Genomic DNA, 20,290 nt, shown 5'->3' with positions numbered 1-20,290 from the left:
TGCCATTCCCGGAAGGACCACGCCATGAACGAGCCGTCGCCCCACGCCGCCTGGCAGGTCGATCGCCGCTGCACCAACTGCGACACCGCCCGGCAGCTGGCCCCGGAACTCCTCGCCGAGGTCGGCGGACGTTCCTCGGTCGTCCGCCAGCCGCGCACAGAGGCGGAGGAAAAGGCGATGTACGCCGCGGCGTTCGCCTGCCACACCCGATCGATCCGGCGCGGCACCCGCGGGCCGGACCCCGCGCTCGATCCTTTTCCGCTGCCGCTCGCCGAGCACGTGCACCTGTGCGGGCACAATTCGCCGCACACCGCCGGCGCGAACGCCTATTTGCTGCGCCGTCCGGCCGGGAACCTGATGATGATCGACACGCCGCGCTGGAGCAGCACCCTGGCCGCCAAATACGCCGCGCTCGGCCCGATCAGCGACGTGCTGCTCACCCATCGCGACCACGCCGCGCACGGCCGCCAGTACGCCGACCGTTTCGGCGCCCGTCTGTGGATCCATGAGGGAGACCTGTCCGCCGCCCCGGACGCCGACCGCGTTCTCCGGGGCGACGAGCCGGTCGAGATCGCCGACGGCGTGACAGCCCACCCGCTGCCCGGACACACCGAGGGCAGCGCGCTGTACGTCGCCGACGAGACGTACTGCTTCAGCGGCGACAGTTTCTACTGGTCCCGGACCCTCGGCGACCTCGCCGTCGCGGAGTCGGTCACCTGGTACTCCATCACCGAACTGGCCGCGTCGCTGGCCCGTACGGCGCCGCGGATCCGCTTCGAGTGGCTGCTGCCCGGCCACGGCGACCGCAGGCGGCTGCCCGCCGGGGAGTTCGCCCGCCGGATGCGTGACCTGGCCGTCCGCACGGCGGCACTCGCGCCCCGGCCGATCGACTTCTCCGCGCTGCCCTGGTAGGCCGTACACGCCGTTTTTCTGGTTCGTGGTGAGATGACAGCCATGGATGTGATTCTTCGTAAAGCGTCGGAGTCATTGGGTGTGCCGCTCTCGGAGGCGGTCGATCTGGGGGGTTCTTCGCGGTCCACGGTGATCCGGTGCCGTACGGGTGACGGGCGGAACGTGGTGATCAAGGCGTACAAACCGGACGCCTTTCGGTCTTTCACCGCGGAGGCCGCCGGGCTGGCGCTCGGCGCGGGCTCGGGCCCGAGGTTGCTCGCGGTGGACACCGAGTACCCGCTGCTCGTCATGGAGGACCTCGGCGAGGCGCCGAGCCTGGCCGACGCGCTGCTCGGGGAGAGCCCCGAAACCGCCCGCGCGGCCCTGCTCGCCTGGGCGATCGCCTACGGCCGGCTCGCCGCCGAGACCACCGGGCGCGAGGACGAGCTCGCCGCGCTGCGCGCCCGCTACGACCGGGGAGAGCAGCAGTGGGGCGAGGACCCCGAGCTCCGCGCGGCGGCCGAGGCGCTGCCCGCCGTGCTCGACGCGCTCGGCGTGACCACCCCGCCCGGTCTGGCCGCGGAGTTGGCACCGATCGCCGATCTGGACAAGGGCCCCTACCCGGTCTACTCCCCCGGCGACATCTGCCCGGACAACAACCTCATCTTCCCGGACGGCATGCGTCTGCTGGACTTCGAGGGCGCCGGCTTCCACTCCGTGTTCCTCGACGCCGTCTACACCCGCATGCCGTTCTCCACCTGCTGGTGCGTCTTCCGGCTGCCCCCGGCGATCCAGGAGGAGATCGAGTCCGCGTACCGGTCCGAGGTGGCGAAGGGCCACCCCGACCTGCTCGACGACGAGGTGTGGCGGGCGGGCATGCGGCTGGGCACGATCGCGCTCACGGTGCAGATGACGACGCTGGTGCCGCGCGTGCTGACCGGGGACCGGCCGCTGCATCCCACGCGGCGGGCTCCGAGCATGCGTCAGCTGTTGCGCCACCGCTGGCAGGCCCTCCTGGCCGACCTCCCGCCCGGCTCCGCCGTCGCAGAGGCCATGCGCGGCCTGCTCGCCGCGACGGAGAAGTGGGACTGCCCCGCCCTGCCGTCGTATCCGGCGTTCGCCGGCTGACCGGTCGGCAGGCGCCGTGGCGTCTTCCGGTCACCGGCCGCTGCCCGTTACGCAGATTTAGTACGGTATGTCGTCTGCGTAACGGAAGTGACAAAATGCAACGCATGATGCTCAGGTGACGAGAGGCGCGCTGCTTGAACGACGAGTTCCGGCTGACCATCGAAGGGTTGGCCAAGGAGTACAACCGGCAGGCCGGAGAGCTGCGCGCGGCCTACGGCAGGCTCTCCGAGCTGACGGGGACCGCCGAGTCCGCAGACCGCCTGGTCCGCGTGACGGTGGGCCCGCGCGGTCAGGTGCAGGAGATCGAACTCGACCCCCGGGTGTACCGCAAGCTCGCGCCGTCGCAACTCTCCCGCGAGATCATGCAGCAGATCGGCGCCGCCACGGAACAGGTCGCCGAGCGGACGAAGGAGCTCATGGCGCCGTTCATGCCGGAGGGGCTGCCTCTGGAGGAGGTCCTGGGCGAGGGGGCGAGCATCGACGCGTTCCTGCCCCGGCCGGTGGAGCTGCCGGCCGAGGACGGGAACGTGCGTGGGTGACACCCGCGCCGGCGGCTACCTGGCCGTCTTCAGCGGCCTGCGGTCACGGTCCGCGCAGTTGGACGACAGCGTCGAGCACGCGTGGGAGCTGAAGGACCGGCTGTCCGCCGTCTTCGCCCGCGAGGGCAACCCGCTCGGCGACGACCAGTACGGCGCGGAGCTGGAGAAGAACCAGTGGATCATCGAGAACGGCATCCTCGTGGCCTTCGACGAGTACATCGCCGAACTGGAGGACCTGCGCGACGGATTACGGGCCAGCGCGACCAACTACCAGGCCGCCGAGGGCTACGGGGATCCCGGGTACGCCACCGGTGACGGCCCGGCCTACCCGCGGGGCGGGTGAGCCGCCGTGGGATTCGACGGTTTCCTCGTGCCCGACTGGGCCAAACCGTTCGTCGGCTACGCCGTCGGCATGGACTGGCCCGAGGGTGACGAGGACGGCTGTTTCCGGCTCGCCGACGCGTGCGCGGCCACCGCGCAGGACGTCCTGGACGGCTGGGGCCTGGCGGACTTCACCCGGCTCGGCGACGACTGGGACGGCGACGCGCTGAAGGAGTTCGTCACGCGGGTCCGGTCGGTGTCGGACCCGGCGCTGGTCAAGCTGATCGAGCAGCTCGTCTCGGCTGCGCTCCGGTACAACGATCTCGGCGTCCAGGTCCAGTACACCAAGCGGATGATCGAGGTCTCGGTCTGGTTCCTGATCTTCCAGATCATGTGGTTGCTGGCCGCCACCGCAGGCCCCTGGGGACCGGCGGCCGCGGCCATGGTCGGCGCCCGGGTGCAGCTGACCCGGCTGGCCATCGCCCAGCTCGCCAAGCGGCTGCTGATCAACATCGCCCTGTTCGGCGGCCTGATGGGCGGCATGGACCTCGCGGTGCAGGCGTCCCAGTCCCGGCGCGACCATCTCGACTGGGAACAGATCATGGCGTCGGCCGGCACGGGCGCACTCCTGGGCGCCTTTCTGACAGGCTTCACGGGGATCGTGCCCGCCCGGTCCATGTGGGGGCTGATGGGCCGGTCCGGCCTGGCGAGCAGCGCCGCCGACCTGACCACGCAGCTCAGCAGCGGGCAGCCGCTCGACCTGGACAGGCTGTTGAAGAGCTTCACCTCGGGCGTGCTGGGCGGCGCGGACGCCCACTGGGCGAGCTGGAGCCCGTTCGCGCAGGGCAAGCCGGGCCCGGGGCCGGTCGGGCATCCGCGCCCGGAGAACTCCGGCCCGCGGGTCCACGGGAGAGCTGACGGTGACGGCACCACGCTCGCCGACGCCGGGGCCAGGCAGGACGTGTCGTTCAGGAGCGAAGCCGGCGTCGACGCCCTGATCAACGGCTCCCGGAGCATGGAGCGGCCCGGTTCCTCCCACGCGGGCGACACCACGCTGTCCGGCCACAGCCCGTTCCAGCTCCTGGAGTACTCCGGCCGGCCCGGCGACGGTTACGTGAACGGGAACCTGTGGGGCAGGTACGGCGCGGCAGGCGTCCTGATCAGGGGCATGGACGAGCAGGGGCAGCCGCGGTACCTGCTCATGCAGCAGAGCCAGCACGTCTCCAACCCCGGCAAGTGGCAACTGCCCGGCGGAGCCCTCGACAGCCTCGAACGTCCCGTGCACGCCGCCGCCCGCGAGCTCAGTGAGGAACTGGGCGTCGGCCAGCGCTACCTCGACCGGCTGAAGCTCAGGGGCGAGCACGCGACGGAGGTCGGCGACACCGGCTGGAGGTACACCAACCTGGCCGCCGACGGGCCGATGTTCACCCCGAGGCTCGACTCGTTCGAGGTCAGTGGCGCCAAGTGGTTCACGCTCAAGGAGCTCGCCGCGATGGCGAACCAGGGCGACCTGCACCCGGCCCTGGCCAGGGCCCTCCCCGACCTGCTGGCCCGCTTCCACGACGACGGGGGCGCGCCCCCCGCCGCGCACACCGGGCCGGGGTCGGGGCATCCGGGCCTGGGGCAGACCATCCGCCGATCCGGGTCGGGCCTGTACTACACCGCGCCCGCCCCGCACGTCCCGCTGGACGCGCCCTTCGGCAGCCGATTCGTCAGCCCCACGTTCGGGGACGTGGTCTGGACGGGAGTCCGCGACGACATGTCGCCGGCCGAGCTGGACACGGCCCGGCGCTTCGCCTCGGGCAGGCACAGCTTGATCAACCGGTTCCTGCGCATGGGCGACGACGCCTTCCAGCACTTCGCCGAACACGAGATCCCGGCGGAGCGGGCGCGGACCATCGAGCAGGTCGAGATGCTGACCTCGCTCGTGCAACGTCAGCCGGTCCCCGAGACGATCGACGTGATCCGGATGCTGACCTTCCATCCGGACCTGTTCGGCGTGCCCATCGAGGAGCTCGTCGGAACCGTGCAACGCGAGCCGGGATTCCTCTCGACCAGCCTCGGCGACGAGGCGAAGTACCTGGGGGACGTGCACCTGCACCTGCGGGTGCCCGCGGGCACCCCGGCCTTCTTCCTGAAGCTGATCAGCAAGATCCCGGACGAGGAGGAACTGCTGCTGGGCCCGGGCCTGCCGTGGTTCGGGGAGGACGTACGGCTGCGTCGCGGCGAATGGCACATCTACGCCCGGGTGCTGACGCCGGAGGAGACCGGCCGCTGATGGAGGAGACGACCTCTTGTCACTGAAGGACCAGCCCGTCTTCCGGACCGTCCGGGCGCCGGACTCCTATCCGCGCACGACGTCCGCCGCGGTCCGCTACGTCCCGATCCTCAAGAACGGGGTCGTCATCGGCTACCTGTGGGCCGCGACCACGGACGACGCGGCCCGGTACGTGCCGCGCGGGCAGGCCGGTGACGCCGCCTTCGACGCCGCCGTCGCCTGGACGCAGCGCCTGCGCTGGGCCAAGGCCAACGGCATGACCCCGCTGCGGGCGCTGCGTCACTGGGCCGGCGAGGCCGAGGACGCGCGTGCGGGCCGGGTCCCGGTGGGGATGCCCTTCGAGCTGGCGTCCTTGGAGGCGCTGGTGGAGCTGGCCGCCGCCTGATGACGGGTACCACGCGGAGTCCTCGCCTGGTCCTCACGCGGACCGGGCGAGGCTCGTCTTCGGGGCCGAGCGTCTACCGCTGTGACATCGGCAGGTCAGCACGTCCGCTGTGCCGGGCCTTGCCAGCCGGACACCGACGCTAGGGACACGCCTTTCTGTACGGCAGCGTGGGTACGATCACCCGCCACTGGGCCGCGCTCAGCCCGCCCGCCTTCGCGCACACCGCAGCCGCCAACGCCTCCCCGCCCACGGCGTGCCGCCTGACGACGCCGTTGCCGTCCACGGTCAGCACCGCCGACCCGTCGGCGGTGAACGCCACGTCGAGCGGCTGCCCGATCTCCGGGTCCTGCCCGCCGCCCTCGTCGAGCAGCGCGCCCAGGTCCGTGCCCGACATCACGTCCACGAGCCGCACCCTGCCCCCCACCTGGAGGGTGGCGAGCAGGTCCTCGCGCGGCGAGTAGGCGGCGGGGTCGCCGAACCCTCGCGCGGTGGCGAGCCTGCGGCGCGTGGCCACGTCCCAGACCGTCATCCGGCGCCGCGCGTCGAGCACCACGACCGCCTTGCCGGAGCGGGTGAAATACGCGCGCACCCCCTCGGCGTCCCTGCCGCCGCCACCGAACGCCGGCCCCGTAGCCTTGCCGCCGGCCGTCTCCAGCAGGTGAATGCGGTCGCCCGCCACCACCAGCGTCCGCCCGTCGGAGGAGAAGGCCGCGTACTTCGCCGCGCCCGCCTCGGCCGACCACAAGCGCCGCCTGGTCTGCCGGTCCCACAGCTCGACCCCGCCCTTCTCGGTGACCACGGCCAGCCTGGTGCCGTCGGGAGAGAAGGCCGCCTGGACGGCCGACGTGCGCAACGTGCCCTGGACGGCGGCCGAGGCAGTGTCCACGATCCGCACCCCGGGACCCAACGTGGCGACGAAACGGGAGTCCGGGCTGAATACCGCGTACTCCGCCTCCGGCACCGCGCCGATCTTCCTCCCGCCGACGGCCGACAGCTCGCCGTCGCGGACCACGAGCCGCCCGTCGCCGCTCAGCGCCGCCATGCCCACAAGGTGATCGTCGTTCTCGGTGGTCAGGTCGGCCACGTCCACCGAGAAAACCTGGTCGCCCACCAGGTAGCGGAACGTGCTTCCGTCGAAGGCGCCCTGCGCTGTCTCCTGGTCCCCCCGTACCTGGACCGTGGTGAGCAGATGCGTGTCCGACCTGCGCCAGAACTGGATGGATCGCGAGGTCACCGTCGCGACGAGGCCGGGGCCGAACACGGCCGCGCCGCCGTTCCACCTGCCCTGGGTGCCGGCGCCGTCCGTGTCGCCGATGAAGTCCTTCGCCCCGGTCCGCAGGTTGGTCAGCTCCAGCAGCCGACCGCGCCGTGCGGCCCGCCAGACCCCGTCCCGGCTGAACGTGCCCGCGGGGGCGGGCCCGAGCGCCTCGGCCGCGCCGGTTCGCAGGTCCCAGCGGGTACGCCGGTCAGCCTCCTGGAGCAGGACGGAATCGTCCCGCTCGAACGTCACGTCGACCCACTCGTTCGTGAAGTCCTTGGCAGTGGGAAAGGCGTGGTCGCCGATCGGCCTGCCGCTGACGAGGTCCACCGCGGTGGCGCGCCTGGCCGTCACGGTCACCAGCACCTTGCCCGACGGGCTCAGCGTCACGCTGTCCATCGGCTCGGCCGGCCGGATGCCGAGCGTCCGCAGGCGCCGGCCGTTGCGCACGTCCCACACGCGCGTGGCGGTGGAATCGGCGCTGATCAGCGTGCGGCCGTCGGCGCCGAGCGTGCGTACCGTGTCGCCCGCGGTCGACGGGTCGCGGAACATCGCCGTCTCGCGCTGCGCCAGCGAGGCCACCAGGGCCGCCCTGGTGGCCGGCGTCCGGTCCAGCCGCCAGGCCACCAGGCTCGCCAGCATCGCCTGGTGCGGGTCGCTCCCGCGCGTCGCGGTCGCCACCCCCGCCAGCCTGGCCGCCTCCGACCTGGTCAGCTGCCCGGCGATCTGCTCGGCCCGGTCGTCGGCCACCGCGCTCTGCTGGACGGCCAGCCCGCCGGCCACCAGCGCGATCACCAGCAGCCCGCCCAGGCTCAGCGACGTCAGCCGGGCCCGCCTGGCCCTGCGCCTGGTCAGGACGGCCGCCGCGGACAGGAAATCGCGTTCGACGGGCGACAGGGTGATGTCGCGGCGGGCGGTGGCCGCCCACTCCAACGCGTTCTCCAGGCTGCTGCCCTGGAACAGGTCGCCGTCCCGGCGTCCCGCCGTCTCCCAGCGTCGCGCCGCGGCGAGGATCTGCCGGTGTACGGCCAGGCCGTCGCGGTTGGTCTCGATCCACCGGCGGTAACGCGGCCAGGCCTGGGGCAGCGCCGGCCTGGCCAGCCGTACGCCGCCGTCCTGCCTGGCCAGGAGGTAGCCGAACACGGCGAGGATCCTCCGCACGGCGGCCACCTCGTGCGGCCCCCGCCCCTCGACGAGCTCGGCCAGCTCGGCGTGCCGGGCCGACAGCTCGCCCGCCTCGTCCACGGTCACCAGCCGCAGGAACACCTCGGGGACCAGCTCGCGCTCGGCCGGATCGAGCATCGTGTACGCCTGCTCGGCCAGCGTGCCGAGCGCGGGATCGTGCCCCTGCGCGCCGATCCCGGCGGCCCGGTGGCCGCCCTGGGCGAGCAGACGGGCGGTGTCGAGGTCGCCGTCGCCGCTGACCAGCGCCAGCAGCAGCTCGCGGGCGGTCGGCCGCTGGGCCGGCTCCTTGGACAGTGCCGAGGAGACCAGCCGGCGCAGCGTCCTGGGCAGCGCGGACAGGTCGGGAGTGGCGGACAACACCTGGTGCATGACGCTTCCCAGGTTCTCGGCGTGGAACGGATCACGGCCGGTGGCGGCGAAGACGATGACGGCTCCCCAGGCGAACACGTCCGCCGAGGCGTCCGCCCGCTGGCCGATGAACACCTCGGGGGCCATGTAGGTGGGCGTGCCGCTCACCACGCCGGTCGCGGTGAGCGACATCTCGGCGGTCCTGGCGATACCGAAGTCGATCACGCGGGGACCGTCCGGGCCCAGCAGCACGTTGTCGGGCTTGAGGTCGCGGTGGATCACCCCGGCGTCGTGGATGGCGGTCAGCGCCGTCGCGATGGCGGTGGCCAGGCGGTGCAGGTCGTCGCCCGCGAAGGTCCTGCCCGCCGTGCGCAGGCTCGGGCCTTCCACGTACTCGCTGACGATGTAGGGGCGCGGGCCCTCCAGCTTGGCCTCGATGATCGGCGCGGTGCAGAACGAGGCCACCCGCTGGGCGGCCGCCGCCTCCCGGCCGAGCTGGGCCACCTGATCACCGTGCAGCACCTTGATCGCCACCCGGCGGCCGTCCTCGGCGTAGGCCTCGTACACCACGCCCTGGCCGCCGGCGCCGAGCCGCCCGGCCAGCCAGTAACGACCGAGCCGCTGAGGGTCTCCTTCGATCAACACGCTGGGTTTGATGCGCTCATCACGGACGAAGTTCCGCCCAAAATACCTATTTGCGCATCACTGATATCGAGCCCTGGCCGTGCTCCCCGTTGCCGCAGCTCTGGTGGCCTTCCCCGCGTAGGCGGCGGAACATCCGAGTTGTCCCATCCCCTCCAAGGCAGAGGTGCGGCGCTCGCCCGCGACGACGTGAGCCGCCGGCATCGGGCGCTACGGGTCAGGGTGGTGTGCCGGCCGAAGGCGACCTCGCTGGGAATCCTCTGGTCCTGCCTGAGAACCAACCCACGATCCTGATCGTCACACCACGCATGAGGTCATTTCAACGCGCGAGCGCGTGGCTTGCCGCGTACGTCATGGGCCTGCCCGCGCTGGGCTTGGTCGCGCTGATCCTCGCGCTACGGGGGCGTCCCCGGCGATGAGTACTACTCGGTGACACCGTTCGACCACAGGTTCTACTGCAAGGAGAAGGAGGCCGAAGCCGCCGGCTACCATCACTTCGTCTGACCCGGATCCGGCCCGGCGATGTCCGGGGAACGGCTGGCTGGGATGACCCTCATTGTCGGAGGCTCCCAACCCCTGGCTCCCTGGAAGCGCGGGCTATGTCGAGAGCCAGATGCGAGCGGCGCAGGCGGCCGGTCCTCACCAAGTGGCCCAGGTCAGCGCGAGTGTCATGCATGAGCTGCAGATGGAAGTAGTTCACGTGCTCAAGCAGCGCGAACACCACCAGCGCCGCCCCCGGCCAGACCTGCGCGCCGGAACCGCCCATGACCAGGCCGGCACCCACCACGACGGCCCCCGCCACCAGCAGGCAGACATTGATCCGAGAAATCATGCGATACATCGCCATCCCTGCCGGAACGGGTGCTCGCGAAGAGAGCTGGGCGAACTTCAACCACCAGTACACACCGCCCTCAGCCAGGACGACCAGGACCAGCACAAGTCCTGCCGAGTTGGCTACGGTCAGGGGCATGCCCAGCAAACCGGTCAGCACCCCGGCGATCAGCGGAATGTTGACGAACTCCAGAACTGCCAGAGTCCTCGTTCGGCGAAGCAGGGACGCACGGGGAGACAGCACGAAGGCCATTCTCTCCGACTTGCGCTGAGCACCGGGTCCAGGCCTCCCGGGCAGCGCGAATCCGCAGCACTTGGCAGACAGGCATGCAGCGATCCGCCCAAGTTCGCCAGACCGGGCCGGCGAGGAGGGAGATCAAGGTCAACGACTGAGCAGGTAGCGCCGGGGCGTGGTGCCGACCGTACGGCGGAAGGCCGCCAGGAACGCGCTCGCCGTGGCGTATCCGACGTCGTGCGCCACCCGGGACACCGGCTGCCCCTCGGCCAGCAGCGGCAGGGCGGCGCGTAGCCGTACCTGCGTGCGCCATTGGTCGAAGCTCATGCCCGTGTCGCGCGCGAACAGCCGCGTCAACGTCCGCCTGCTGACGCCGGCCGCACGGGCGTGAGCCTCCAGGCTGCGCGGGTCGGCCGGGTGCGCCAGCAGGGAGGCCGCCACCACCTGGACGCGCTCGTCGGTGGGCTGCGGCACGTCGATGGGCCGGGTGGGCAGCGGGCGCAGCAGGTCGGGCAGCACCGCCTCGGCGCGCAGCCGCGCGTCGTCGGGGAGATCGGTGCGGGCCAGGTACCCGATCAGTTCGGCGAGCAAGCCGTCGACGCCGACCGCCGTCGGCTCGGGCCAGTCCAGCGGGCAGCGCTCCGGCGCCAGGTACAGGCTGCACAACACCGCGTCGCGGGTCGCACCGGTGGCATGGGTGACACCCGCGGGCAGCCACAGCGCCCTGGTGGGAGGCAGGACCCAGTACACCTCGCCCACGCCGACGCTCAGGACGCCGCGCCGGGTCCAGGCGAGCTGGTGGTGGGTGTGGCTGTGCGGGGGGATCCACTCCCCCGAGGCGAGCGGGAAGTGGCCGACGATGATCGCGCTCATGTCCTCCATGCGACATAGTCTGGCCTCATCGCGGATTGTGGCCAAATGTGGCGGGTCATAGCGTCGTCGGGTGCCGATGATTGTGTTGTGTCTTGTTCAGTTCATGCTCGTGCTCGATGACACCGTCGTGAACGTGGCCCTGCCCAGCATCCGCTATGAGCTGGGCTTCAGCGCGTCCGGCTTGCCCTGGGTCGTCAATGCCTACTTCCTGGCCTTCGGCGGGCTGCTGCTGCTGTGCGGCCGGCTGGCTGATCTGCTCGGCCGTCGCCGCGTCTTCCTCATCGGGGTGGCGCTGTTCGGGGTGGCCAGCCTGGCCTGCGGGCTCGCGCAGGAACCGTGGCAGCTCGTGATCGGGCGGTTCGTGCAGGGCGGCGGTGCTGCGATGGCCGGCCCGGCGGCGATGTCGATGATCACGTTGCTGTATCCGGGGCCGGCGGAGCGAACCAAGGCTCTGGGCATCTGGGGCGGTATCGCGGCCCTGGGCGGGACCTCGGGCCTGGTGCTGTCCGGGGCGCTGACCGATCTGGTGTCCTGGCGCGGGATCTTCCTGATCAACCTGCCCGTCGTCGCCGTGGCCCTGGCGCTGCTCCCCCGGCTGGTCCCCGAGTCCCGCGCGCCCGGCCGGCGCCGCCTCGACGTTCCCGGCGCGGTCCTGGTCACCGGCGCCGCGGTGTCGCTGGTGTACGGGCTGCTGCGGGCCGGAGAGACCGGCTGGAGCGACCCGATCGCCATCGGCGCCGTCGTGCTGTCCGCTGCCTTGGGGACGGCGTTCCTGGTGGCCGAGTCGCGGGCGGCGGCACCGCTGGTGCCCGCATCGTTCCTGGCCTCGCGGACGCGGGCGGTCGCGGGCGGCGCGACCCTGCTGTTCTCGATGGCGATGTACGCGATGTCGTTCCTGCTGATGATCCAGGTGCAGACCGTTCTGGGCTACAGCCCGCTCCTGGCCGGCCTCGCCTACCTGCCCTACGGCGCCGGCATCCTGGCGGGCATGTGGCTGTCCTCCCGCGTCTCACTCAGGATCGGGACACGCTGGGCGCTCCTGCTGGCGTTCCTGGTCAACATCGCCGGCCTGCTGCTGCTGTCCGGCGTGGCGGCGGGCGACTCCTACATCGCCCACGTCCTGCCCGGCATGCTCATACTGAGCGTGGGCAACGGGCTGAGCCTGCCCGTCATGGCGGTGGCCGCGGTCGACGGCACCACCGAGGAGGACGCCGGTCTCGGCTCGGCCCTGTTCACCTCCGTCCAGCAGATCGGCGGTGCCATCGGGGTGGCCGCGTTGGCCGTCATGGGCTACTCAGGCGGGCTCATGGCGGGCGCGGTCTGCGTGGCGCTCGGCGCCGTACTCATCGCCGTGCTGCTGCCCTCGCGTGCCGGCGCCCCGCAGCAGCCAGCTGGTACGTCCAAGACGGAACGTTTCAGGGAAGGCGTCCAGCGCTGAACCGGCTTGATCGGCCAAGATGACCATCGCTGCCAGGCACCTACAGCAAGAGATCCAGGAGTTCGCCCGGGTGCCCGTGCAGGCCGGCCAGTAGGGTCGGCGTCCATGTACCCGGTAACGTTCTCCTCCCCGAGGCTCACCCTCCGGGAATTCGTCCCGACAGACGTTGACGGGCTTCTGGCCATCTACGGCGACCCGCGGGTCACCGAGCACATGAGCTTCGAGCCCCGGAACCGTGAGCAGGTCGAAGGCGCCATCGCCGGCGTGGTCGAGTCGGCCCGGAACGAACCGCGGACGGACTACTCCCTCGCCGCGGTGCTGCCGGACGGCGGCGAGCTGGTCGCGTACGCGCGCCTCTCGATCGACCTCGGCCATCCGCTCCAGAACAGCGCCCAGATCGGGTTCGCGCTGCGCTCGGACCGGTGGCGGCAGGGGCTGGGCGCCGAAGTCGTACGCCTGCTCCTGCGGCTCGGGTTCGAGCAGCTCGACGTCCACCGCATCTGGGGCGCGCGAAGCCCGGTCAACGAGGCGTCCGGGCGGGTCATGAGCAAGCTGGGGATGGTCGAGGAGGGCGTCATCCGCGGGCACCTGAAACTCGCATCCGGTTGGCGGGACTCCGTCGTGCATTCGATTCTTGCCCCGGAATGGGAGCAGACCAGGTAGATGGGGGAGGTGCCCAGGATGTCGTGATCGACTTCGGGGCGGACCGGCCGCTTCACGGGCAGCCGGCCGACATCATCCGCGCCGACATCAAGGCCGGACGGTTGAAGCCCGGGGACAGGATCCCGTCGGAGACGCGGCTCCAGCAGATCCAGGGGGTCGGGCCGATGGCCGTACGGCAGGCCCTGCGCGGTGAAGGGCTGATCGTGACGACCGAGGGCAGCGGGGTGGCCGGCGGGCCGTACAAGGTGAGGGCCGTTCCAGGCTGCCTGGTCGTTGATGCGCTGGACGTTCTTCCTCACGTGGCCGGGGCTCGTCTCTGGCCGCTCCGCCGCCGGGTCAGGGCAGCCGCGGCGGCGAAGGCCAGGACCGCACACCCGAGCTGGGCAAGGGCCGTGGAGGTGGGCACCGACGGCAGGTCCCCGAGGTCGCCCAGGGCCGCTGCGGGCAGGAACAGCAGCAGCGCCGCCCGCCGACCCACGGTCGACCGGCACGCGTACCCTGCCGCCAGCGCGACCACGATCAGCCACGGCACCGGCTTCCAGCTCGTGCTGAGGTGGTCGGCGATCGCGTCCACCCAGCGCGCGCGCACGACGGCCTTGCCGGCGATGAGCCCCACCAGGGCGAGCGGCCCCCACAACAGGAAGGCGCCCCGGGGGATCAGCCCGACCGCACGGTAGGCCACCGGCATGAAGGCGATGACCAGCGCCATCACCTCGGCCACCAGAAGGGGACCGTGGTTCGGGAGGAACAGCAGGTCCAGATTCAGTTCAGGGCCCGGGTGGCCGGCCTGACGCAGCGCGAACGCGACCACGGCGAGCACGGCGATCCACCGGCGGCCGAACAGCACGGCCAGCGCGGGCAGGGCCGCGACCAGGGCCGGCTCGGTCAGGAAACGGATCGAGCTTGGTTGCTCCAGAAAGGCCGCGCCGTGACGGAGGGACTCGGCGACCCGCAGCGACACGGTCGCCACCTCGGAGACCAGCATCAGGAACGGCCACAGCGCCACGGCGACGGCCGGCCCGTCGCGCCAGGCGCCCGCCGAGACCGGCCCGAAGGCCCGCCGGGCGTGCACCAGCGCCGCGCCCCGCAGCAGGTCGGCCACGTCAGCCAGGTCCGGGCGGGTCTGTCCGGGCCGTGCCCCTGCCTGCAGCACGCCCATCATCTCCGCTTCGTGCCGCGCCCGGTGGTCGCGGGGATAACAGGCCAGCAGCCGCCGGTAGCGGGATTCGAGCGGGCTCATGCCGCGCCTCCCGAGCCGATCGCGCGCAGGCGTGCGGTGGCAGCTTTGGCGTGCCTGCGCATCCGCTCGGCCTCCGCCGCCAGTCTCGCCGCGCCGTCGCCGGTCAGCCGGTAGTAGCGGCGTACCCGGCCGTCGACGATCTCCTCTCGGTCCTCGGTGATCAGGCCCTCTTCCTGGAGCCGGTCGAAAGCGGCGTACAAGGTGCCGGCGCGCAGGCGAACCTGGCCCTCGGAGATGCGCTCCACGTCGGTGATGACGCCGTACCCGTGTTGTGGACCGGCGGCCAGCGCGGTCAGGATCAGGAAGGTCGGCTCCTGCATCTGCCTCATGTGATCAATATATGCCGGTCATCTGTCTATGGGCGAGCGATCGTCGCAACCGTTCAGGGGGCAGGACGGATCACATGTCGACGTCTCCGCGAAAGGCATGGCCGGCCTGCCGGCCGTACGGCCGGGCAGAGATCGGTCAGCTTGCGGCCGGCCGCGTTGCATCTGCGTACCTGATGGCCAGGGGTGCGATGATGCCTGCGACGACGAAGAGCAGCGCCAGGACGCCCCAGGTCCAACCGCCCACCAGTTGGAGCATGCCGGTGATCAGGACGGGGCCGAGAACGTAGCGGCTGACCGAGCGACCCATGCCGAACGCCGCCAGGTACTCGCCTCTCTGATCATCCGGAGCGAAGGCGTACGACAATGTCCAGGACGCGGGGACAGCGATCAATTCCGCCGCGGTGAGCATCACCAGCGCAGCACAGAAGAGTGCAAGAGGTATCGACTGGGCCGCGTACCAGAACAACAGACAGGCAGCCGCGGCGAATGCCGCAGCGACGGGCTGACATCGCCGCGCAGCTCTGAGGCTCGTGATGTGGCGTGCAATGAGAGCTTGAAAGGCGAGCGCGAGGACTGTGTTGATGGCGTACAGCACCCCGAGTAAGCCGTCCGGCAATGTGGTCGCTTGGGCGAGCCACAGCGGAAAGGCGAGGTTGAGGATCGGTTGCCAGAGCTGCAGTACGCCATCCACACCAGCCAGCGAGAGTAGCCGCAGGTCACGTAGCACGCCCAAGCCTCGCCGGACCGGGGCGGGCTCTTCGGTTCGAACCGGTTGGGGCAGGGTGGCGAAGGCCGCGGTGACCAGCAGATAGGCTGCCGCGTTGGCCAGGATGATGGTCCGGAAGAGACCGGTGCCGGCCAGCAGCCCCCCGAGTGGACCGCCGACGCTGATCGCCAGATTGATCACCGTCCGATACGAGGCCAGCACCCTTACCCGGCTGTCTCCTTCGACGATCTCCGCCACGTACGCCTGGGTCAGCGCAGTCGCGATCTGGTCGGCGACCGTGATGATCGTGACGACCACGAGGTACCCCCACCAGTCTCCGACGAAGGCGTAAGCGGCGGTTCCGGCAGCGCGCAGGGCATGCACCAGCACCAGTGCCCGCCGGACACCGTAGCGGTCGGCCGCCCGGCCCAGCGGTATCGCGGCGGCTATGGCCGCGGCCCCCGCGATGCTCATGCCCAGCCCGACCTGGCCTGCGGCGAGCCCGACCACGCCGGTGAAGTAGACGGCCGAGAAGGCCAGGAAGAGCCCTGAGCCAAGGAAGTCCACGAAGCTGGCGCCGAGCAGCCGCCGCACCGCTCGACGCTCGGTGCGACCAGTATCTTGTGTCATAGTCGCACTATTTTGCACTCTAGGGGAGCATTGCGCCATGACCGATCCCGCCGAGGCCGTAGGCCACACCCTCGCCGCAAACCTGCGCGCCGCACGTCAAGACCGAGGCTGGCGGCTGGAAGAGCTGGCCACACGGTCCGGCGTCAGCCGCGGCATGCTCCAGCAGATCGAGACCATGCGCACCAACCCCAGCATCGCGACGCTCGCTCGGATCAGCGCCACGCTCGGTGTTTCGATCGGCGAGTTGGTGGAGCCCCCGGAGGAGCTCGGCCGCGTCTCCCGTGCCGCCGACGCCGTGGTTCGCTCCGAAGGCCGCACCAGGCTTTTGATCAACGACAGCCAGCCGCCTTTCACCGAGCTCTGGGAGTTCCGGCTGCCTGCCGGCGACAAGATCTCCACGCCCGCGCATCCGCCCGGCACCCGGGAACTGTTGCAGCTCCACTCGGGCAGGGTTACGGTCACCGTCGGCGGGGCACTCTTTCAACTCGCCGCGGGAGACGCACTCCGGATGCGAGGCGACCGCCCGCACGCCTACAGCAGCCAAGGCCCGGAACCGGCCCACTTGACGATGGTCGTTGTCTATGCGGGCGCCCGAGACCCTCGCTACGCGGGCCTCGTCCCCGGCTGATCCGACGGTCTGGCGTGACCCTGCGGTGCCCCGATCCGTCCCGACGGCCTGCAAAGCGCCGGCGGGTCACGCTCCACGATGACGGGCCTGTCCCACGCGTCCAATGAACCCGGCAAGACCCTGCTCATCCCCGCCGGCGAGGCGCACGGCTGAGATCGGAACCCCTCCGAACCCACCGCGAGAGCCGGGGCTCGCGTGTGGTCTCCACCGAACCCGGGCCGAGTCGGTTGTGTTCTGCCGGCACACCGAGCCGTGTTCTAGCGACTGCTGAGGGCATGGTCGTCCTGGGCGTGCGGGAGCCGGCGTACGGCGGCGGAGGCCAGCGGGAGCACGGCCGCCGCGGCGTAGACGATGCCGGCGGTCGCGGCCACCTGGTAGCCGTCGAACCTGTCGGCGAGCAGTCCCACGCCCAGCTGGCCGATGGGGATCGCGATCAGCCAGAGGGCGTCCAGGTGCGCGCCGAGTGCGAGCAGGGGGACGGCGCCGAGCGCGCTCATCAGCTGGCCCAGCCGCAGCAGGTGCCTGACCACCAGCCGGTAGACCAGCGCGCTCATGACCAGCATGCCGACGCCGCGGGCGCTGAGCACGAACCCCCACGTCTCCTCGCCGCTGAGCCGCCTGGTCAGGACAGGCCCCAGGATCTGCCAGGTGCCGACCTGAACCAGGTTGACCACGCAGAAGCACACGGACACCGTCCACACCCAGCGGATGCGGCGGAACTCGGTCCAGCCGTCGCGGATGTCGGCCAGGATCCCGGAGGCGGGCGAGGCCGGCGCCGCGGTGAGGGACAGGCGGGCAAGGCATCCCGCGGCGAGGAGGTAGGTCAGTGCGTCGAAGGCGATGGCGTGGCCGCCGCCGCCGGGCTGGCCGAGGCGATGGGCGGCACCGCGGGCCAGGCCGAGGACGCCGCCGAGAAGGCGCTGGAACACCATCTCGGCATGACCTGCGACCCGGTCGGCGGTCTCGTGCAGATCCCGTGCATCGAACGGAACGCCGTCGCGGCCGTCAAGGCGGTGACGGCCGCGCGGATGGCCGTCCGGGGAAACGGGCAGCACATCGTGTCGCTCGACACGGCGATCAGGAGCATGCGCGAGACCGGCGCGGACATCACCGCCGAGCACGACCCGGTGCCGTCGTGGTTCTCAGCCCTTCTTTTATGAGCAATGCTCATGTATGGTCGCCGACACTATGAGGAACCGCTGGTTGTCACCGATCGCCGTCGTGGTGCTGGCCGCCGTCATCGCGGTGGGGGCGGCGTTCGATCCGTCAGGGCTGGCCGCGCCGTACACCTGGACCGGCGCCGATCTGCTGCCCGTCGCCGGGCTCTGGCAGCTGGCCGCGCCGGCCGTCTATGTGCCGCTGCTGCTGACGGGGGTCGGAGTGCTCGCGTGGACGGTCGCGCGCGGACGTGCCCCGCTACGTACGGCGCTGCTGGTCTGGGGTGCGGTGGTGTGGTCGGCGATGGCGGCGAAGCTGGTGATGTCGCTGGTGATGGCCTTCGGCGATGTGGTCTACCTGGCGTGGTCGACCGGCTTCACCGGCGTCAAGGCGGCGATCTTCGGTCTGCCGGTGCTGGTGGCCGCCTGGCTCGCCCAGCTCCTGCACCGCCGCCTCGCCCCACCTCCTCCCGCGTCGGCCTCTTCACCGTCCCCGGGGCCGGAGGCCAACCCCGCCGCGGCCGCGGGGACGTTCTTCCCGCGGGCTTCCGGGCCCGGATGGGCGGCGGCGGGGGTGGCCGTGGTCCTGGCCGCGTCGGTCGGCCGGGTGTGGTGGGGCGGCTCACCCGTCGGGTACGCCATCGGCGACTCCCCGCTGGCCCCGGCGCCCGAGGCGGGACCGCTGGGCTGCCTGGCCGCCGTCACTCTGCTGGGCGTGCTGACCTGGGCACTGAACCGCGGGCTCGGTGCCACCACGTCCCCCCGGGCCGTCGTCGCCGGACTCTCCGCGCTGGGCGCGGCCGCGACGCTGGGCCTGGTCGAGGTGGCCATCGGGATCTCCGGCGACCTGGCGGGCGGCGACCTGTTCTGGGCCCCGGCGATCATGCTTCGCCTCGCCCCCGCGCTCTCCTTCGGCGCCCTCCTCGCCCTCGGGACGGCGACGATCGTCGCCCTCCTCCAGCCGGTGCGAAGAACCGGCCTTCTCCCGCCGCGCAAGGGCGTCGCCTCTTCCGTACCGGTCCGGACGGCGGTCGTCGTGGCCGCGGCGGCGCTCGCCTTACCGCTCCTGCAGCCTGGCGCCACCGCCGCACCGCCACCGCGCACCAAGGCTCTGGGGCTCTCGGCCGACCGCAGGATCGTCGACGCCGACGGCAACGAGGTGCTGCTGCGGGGCGTGAACGTCAACCAGCTCGAAGACTACTTCCAGAGGCGTCCGGACAAGGCGGTGACGCGACCGCTCACCGAGGCCGACTTCGCCGGCATGGAGCGGATGGGCTTCAACGTCATCCGCCTGGCTCTGTCCTGGTCGGCGCTGGAGCCCCGGCCCGGCCACTACGACCCGGCCTACCTCGCCAGGATCTCCTGGGCCGTCGAGACCGCGGCCCGGCATGGCATGCGCACGGTCATCGACATGCACCAGGACGCGTGGGGCAAAGGCGTCGACGCCGCCCCCGGAACCACCTGCCGGAACGGTTCCCCGATGCACGGCTGGGACGGCGCCCCCACCTGGGCCGACCGCTTCGACGGCGCCCCCAGGTGCGAGTTCACCGGACGCGACATCTCACCGGCCGTCGCCCGCGCCTTCACCAACTTCTACCAGGACAGGGACGGCATCCAGACCCGCCTGGTCGCCGCCTGGGGCATGCTGGCGGAGCGGTTCGCGAACGAGCCGATGGTCGCCGGATACGACCTGCTGAACGAGCCGGGCTTCGGCGAGGCCCCGCCGATCACCTCCGGCGTCCTGCTCGGCCGCTACTACGACCGGGCGATCAAGGCCATCAGGGCGGGCGAGCGGCGCGGATTTCCGCACCTGATCTTCTTCGAGCCGTCCGTGCTCTGGTCGGGTCTCGGCTTCGAGGTCTCGGTGCCCAAGGACTTCACCGACGACCGGCTGCTCGTCTTCGCTCCCCACCTCTACAACGAGTCCATCACCATCGACCAGGGCACCGGCGTCACCGTCACGAGCATCGAGCGCGGCTTCGAGCTGGCGAGCCGGGCGGCGCGGTACTACGGCGCCGGGCTCTGGTCAGGAGAGTGGGGTTGGTTCGGCGACCCCGCCTCGGCCCCGATCGCGAGATACACCGACCAGGAGGATCGGCACCGCATCGGGGGCGCGTTCTGGGTCTGGAAGCAGTCCTGCGGCGACGCCCACGCCGACACCGACTCCAGGACCGGCGGCAACCTCATGATCGAGGACTGTGCCACCGGGAAGGACCTGCCCCCGCCCGCCGAATACGTCGCCGAGCTCTCGCGTCCCTACCCCCGCTCCGCCCCCGGCCGCCTGACCGGCCTGACGTCGGACCGGGCGAGCCTCACGGCCCGGGGCGAAGGCAGCGGATGCGGCCTCGACGTCTGGTTCCCCGGCAACGCCCGGCCGTCCGTCCATGGCACCGGGCTCAAGGACGTCGCCGCCCGGCAGGCGCCGGGCGGCTGGCGCATCACCGGCTGCACCACGGGCCCCTACGACCTGACCGCCCAGGCCCCCGCCGAGGGCACCCGATGACGGCCACGCCGACTTCGGCGCCGTCGCGACCGGCGCGACGGTCGCCGGCGGCTCTGCGCCTGGCCTGCCTGACCGTCACGAA

General features: G+C 71.5%; 17 protein-coding genes and 2 pseudogenes. 12 read left to right on the top strand and 7 right to left on the bottom strand.

Translation table 11 applies throughout. The features are described 5' to 3' along the window. The first annotated feature begins 24 nt into the window (after positions 1-24). The 6 genes from ABZ815_RS24140 (at position 25) to ABZ815_RS24115 (ending at position 5,542) form a co-directional block, all read left to right on the top strand. On the top strand, positions 25-912 hold the full coding sequence (locus ABZ815_RS24140) for an MBL fold metallo-hydrolase (RefSeq protein WP_357701448.1): 888 nt from the start codon (positions 25-27) through the stop codon (positions 910-912). A 162-nt stretch (positions 913-1,074) separates the two neighbouring features. Continuing rightward, positions 1,075-2,019: a hypothetical protein gene (locus ABZ815_RS24135; RefSeq protein ID WP_357701446.1), complete on the top strand. Its 945-nt coding sequence runs from the start codon at positions 1,075-1,077 to the stop codon at positions 2,017-2,019. Positions 2,020-2,153: 134 nt separating this feature from the next. Then, positions 2,154-2,558 (top strand): YbaB/EbfC family nucleoid-associated protein, encoded by a 405-nt coding sequence (locus tag ABZ815_RS24130; RefSeq protein ID WP_357701445.1) that lies wholly within the window; start codon positions 2,154-2,156, stop codon positions 2,556-2,558. Further along, positions 2,551-2,901, top strand: a complete 351-nt coding sequence (locus ABZ815_RS24125) for a hypothetical protein (RefSeq protein WP_357701443.1) — start codon at positions 2,551-2,553, stop codon at positions 2,899-2,901. The genes ABZ815_RS24130 and ABZ815_RS24125 overlap by 8 nt, the downstream gene beginning before the upstream one ends. A gap of 6 nt (positions 2,902-2,907) precedes the next feature. Next, the gene (locus ABZ815_RS24120) at positions 2,908-5,157 is read left to right on the top strand and encodes an NUDIX domain-containing protein (protein WP_357701442.1); all 2,250 of its coding nucleotides are present in this window, start codon (positions 2,908-2,910) and stop codon (positions 5,155-5,157) included. 16 nt (positions 5,158-5,173) lie between these two features. Continuing rightward, entirely contained in the window at positions 5,174-5,542 is a 369-nt protein-coding gene (locus ABZ815_RS24115; protein ID WP_357701440.1) for a hypothetical protein, read from the top strand. A 139-nt stretch (positions 5,543-5,681) separates the two neighbouring features. On the opposite strand, the gene ABZ815_RS24110 is transcribed toward ABZ815_RS24115, so the two are convergent. The 3 genes from ABZ815_RS24110 to ABZ815_RS24100 form a co-directional block, all read right to left on the bottom strand. Then, positions 5,682-8,978 (bottom strand): WD40 repeat domain-containing serine/threonine protein kinase, encoded by a 3,297-nt coding sequence (locus tag ABZ815_RS24110; protein ID WP_357701438.1) that lies wholly within the window; start codon positions 8,976-8,978, stop codon positions 5,682-5,684. Between the two features lie 550 nt (positions 8,979-9,528). Beyond that, entirely contained in the window at positions 9,529-10,059 is a 531-nt protein-coding gene (locus ABZ815_RS24105) for a hypothetical protein (protein ID WP_357701436.1), read from the bottom strand. Positions 10,060-10,188: 129 nt separating this feature from the next. Next, positions 10,189-10,923, bottom strand: a complete 735-nt coding sequence (locus ABZ815_RS24100) for a helix-turn-helix transcriptional regulator (protein ID WP_357701434.1) — start codon at positions 10,921-10,923, stop codon at positions 10,189-10,191. 67 nt (positions 10,924-10,990) lie between these two features. Between ABZ815_RS24100 and ABZ815_RS24095 the strand changes: the two genes are divergently transcribed. The 3 genes and pseudogenes from ABZ815_RS24095 to ABZ815_RS24085 form a co-directional block, all read left to right on the top strand. After that, on the top strand, positions 10,991-12,352 hold the full coding sequence (locus tag ABZ815_RS24095; RefSeq protein WP_357701647.1) for an MFS transporter: 1,362 nt from the start codon (positions 10,991-10,993) through the stop codon (positions 12,350-12,352). 105 nt (positions 12,353-12,457) lie between these two features. Next, complete coding sequence (locus ABZ815_RS24090; protein ID WP_357701432.1) at positions 12,458-13,015, top strand: GNAT family protein; 558 nt, start codon at positions 12,458-12,460, stop codon at positions 13,013-13,015. Then, positions 12,997-13,182 (top strand): annotated as a pseudogene (locus tag ABZ815_RS24085) (GntR family transcriptional regulator); the annotation flags it as partial. The gene ABZ815_RS24090 and the pseudogene ABZ815_RS24085, both read left to right, overlap by 19 nt. A 128-nt stretch (positions 13,183-13,310) precedes the next feature. Here the strand turns inward: ABZ815_RS24085 and ABZ815_RS24080 are convergent. The 3 genes from ABZ815_RS24080 to ABZ815_RS24070 form a co-directional block, all read right to left on the bottom strand. Continuing rightward, positions 13,311-14,255 carry a hypothetical protein gene (locus ABZ815_RS24080; RefSeq protein ID WP_357701661.1) on the bottom strand — a complete coding sequence of 315 codons (945 nt, stop codon included), beginning with the start codon at positions 14,253-14,255 and terminating at the stop codon, positions 13,311-13,313. Next, entirely contained in the window at positions 14,252-14,584 is a 333-nt protein-coding gene (locus tag ABZ815_RS24075) for a helix-turn-helix transcriptional regulator (protein ID WP_357701430.1), read from the bottom strand. Before ABZ815_RS24075 ends, ABZ815_RS24080 begins: the two co-directional genes overlap by 4 nt. A gap of 136 nt (positions 14,585-14,720) precedes the next feature. Beyond that, positions 14,721-15,884, bottom strand: coding sequence for an MFS transporter (locus ABZ815_RS24070; RefSeq protein WP_357701428.1), 1,164 nt, complete (start codon positions 15,882-15,884; stop codon positions 14,721-14,723). A gap of 73 nt (positions 15,885-15,957) precedes the next feature. On the opposite strand from ABZ815_RS24070, the gene ABZ815_RS24065 reads away from it, so the two are divergent. Next, positions 15,958-16,548 (top strand): XRE family transcriptional regulator, encoded by a 591-nt coding sequence (locus ABZ815_RS24065; RefSeq protein WP_357701426.1) that lies wholly within the window; start codon positions 15,958-15,960, stop codon positions 16,546-16,548. A 257-nt stretch (positions 16,549-16,805) separates the two neighbouring features. Here ABZ815_RS24065 and ABZ815_RS24060 read toward each other — a convergent pair whose 3' ends face one another. Next, on the bottom strand, positions 16,806-17,480 hold the full coding sequence (locus tag ABZ815_RS24060) for a hypothetical protein (RefSeq protein ID WP_357701659.1): 675 nt from the start codon (positions 17,478-17,480) through the stop codon (positions 16,806-16,808). Here ABZ815_RS24060 and ABZ815_RS24055 point away from each other — a divergent pair. Beyond that, a pseudogene (locus ABZ815_RS24055) lies at positions 17,400-17,708 on the top strand (L-serine ammonia-lyase, iron-sulfur-dependent, subunit alpha); the annotation flags it as partial. The gene ABZ815_RS24060 and the pseudogene ABZ815_RS24055 sit on opposite strands and share 81 nt — an antisense overlap. 28 nt (positions 17,709-17,736) lie before the next feature. Continuing rightward, on the top strand, positions 17,737-20,208 hold the full coding sequence (locus ABZ815_RS24050; RefSeq protein WP_357701424.1) for a cellulase family glycosylhydrolase: 2,472 nt from the start codon (positions 17,737-17,739) through the stop codon (positions 20,206-20,208). Positions 20,209-20,290 lie beyond the last annotated feature (82 nt).

Origin of the sequence: Nonomuraea sp. NPDC047529 (assembly GCF_040642995.1) — a bacterium.
Taxonomy (GTDB): Bacteria; Actinomycetota; Actinomycetes; order Streptosporangiales; family Streptosporangiaceae; genus Nonomuraea.
The sequence above is the reverse complement of the archived record's forward strand: the minus strand, read 5'-3'. Positions and strand labels throughout refer to the sequence as shown.

Coding starts and splice junctions, on each gene's coding strand:
- ABZ815_RS24140 (WP_357701448.1), top strand. CDS start 25: ATGAACGAGCCGTCGCCCCACGCCGCCTGGCAGGTCGATCGCCGCTGC.
- ABZ815_RS24105 (WP_357701436.1), bottom strand. CDS start 10,059: ATGGCCTTCGTGCTGTCTCCCCGTGCGTCCCTGCTTCGCCGAACGAGG.
- ABZ815_RS24100 (WP_357701434.1), bottom strand. CDS start 10,923: ATGGAGGACATGAGCGCGATCATCGTCGGCCACTTCCCGCTCGCCTCG.
- ABZ815_RS24095 (WP_357701647.1), top strand. CDS start 10,991: ATGATTGTGTTGTGTCTTGTTCAGTTCATGCTCGTGCTCGATGACACC.
- ABZ815_RS24090 (WP_357701432.1), top strand. CDS start 12,458: ATGTACCCGGTAACGTTCTCCTCCCCGAGGCTCACCCTCCGGGAATTC.
- ABZ815_RS24080 (WP_357701661.1), bottom strand. CDS start 14,255: ATGAGCCCGCTCGAATCCCGCTACCGGCGGCTGCTGGCCTGTTATCCC.
- ABZ815_RS24075 (WP_357701430.1), bottom strand. CDS start 14,584: ATGAGGCAGATGCAGGAGCCGACCTTCCTGATCCTGACCGCGCTGGCC.
- ABZ815_RS24065 (WP_357701426.1), top strand. CDS start 15,958: ATGACCGATCCCGCCGAGGCCGTAGGCCACACCCTCGCCGCAAACCTG.
- ABZ815_RS24060 (WP_357701659.1), bottom strand. CDS start 17,480: ATGGTGTTCCAGCGCCTTCTCGGCGGCGTCCTCGGCCTGGCCCGCGGT.
- ABZ815_RS24050 (WP_357701424.1), top strand. CDS start 17,737: ATGAGGAACCGCTGGTTGTCACCGATCGCCGTCGTGGTGCTGGCCGCC.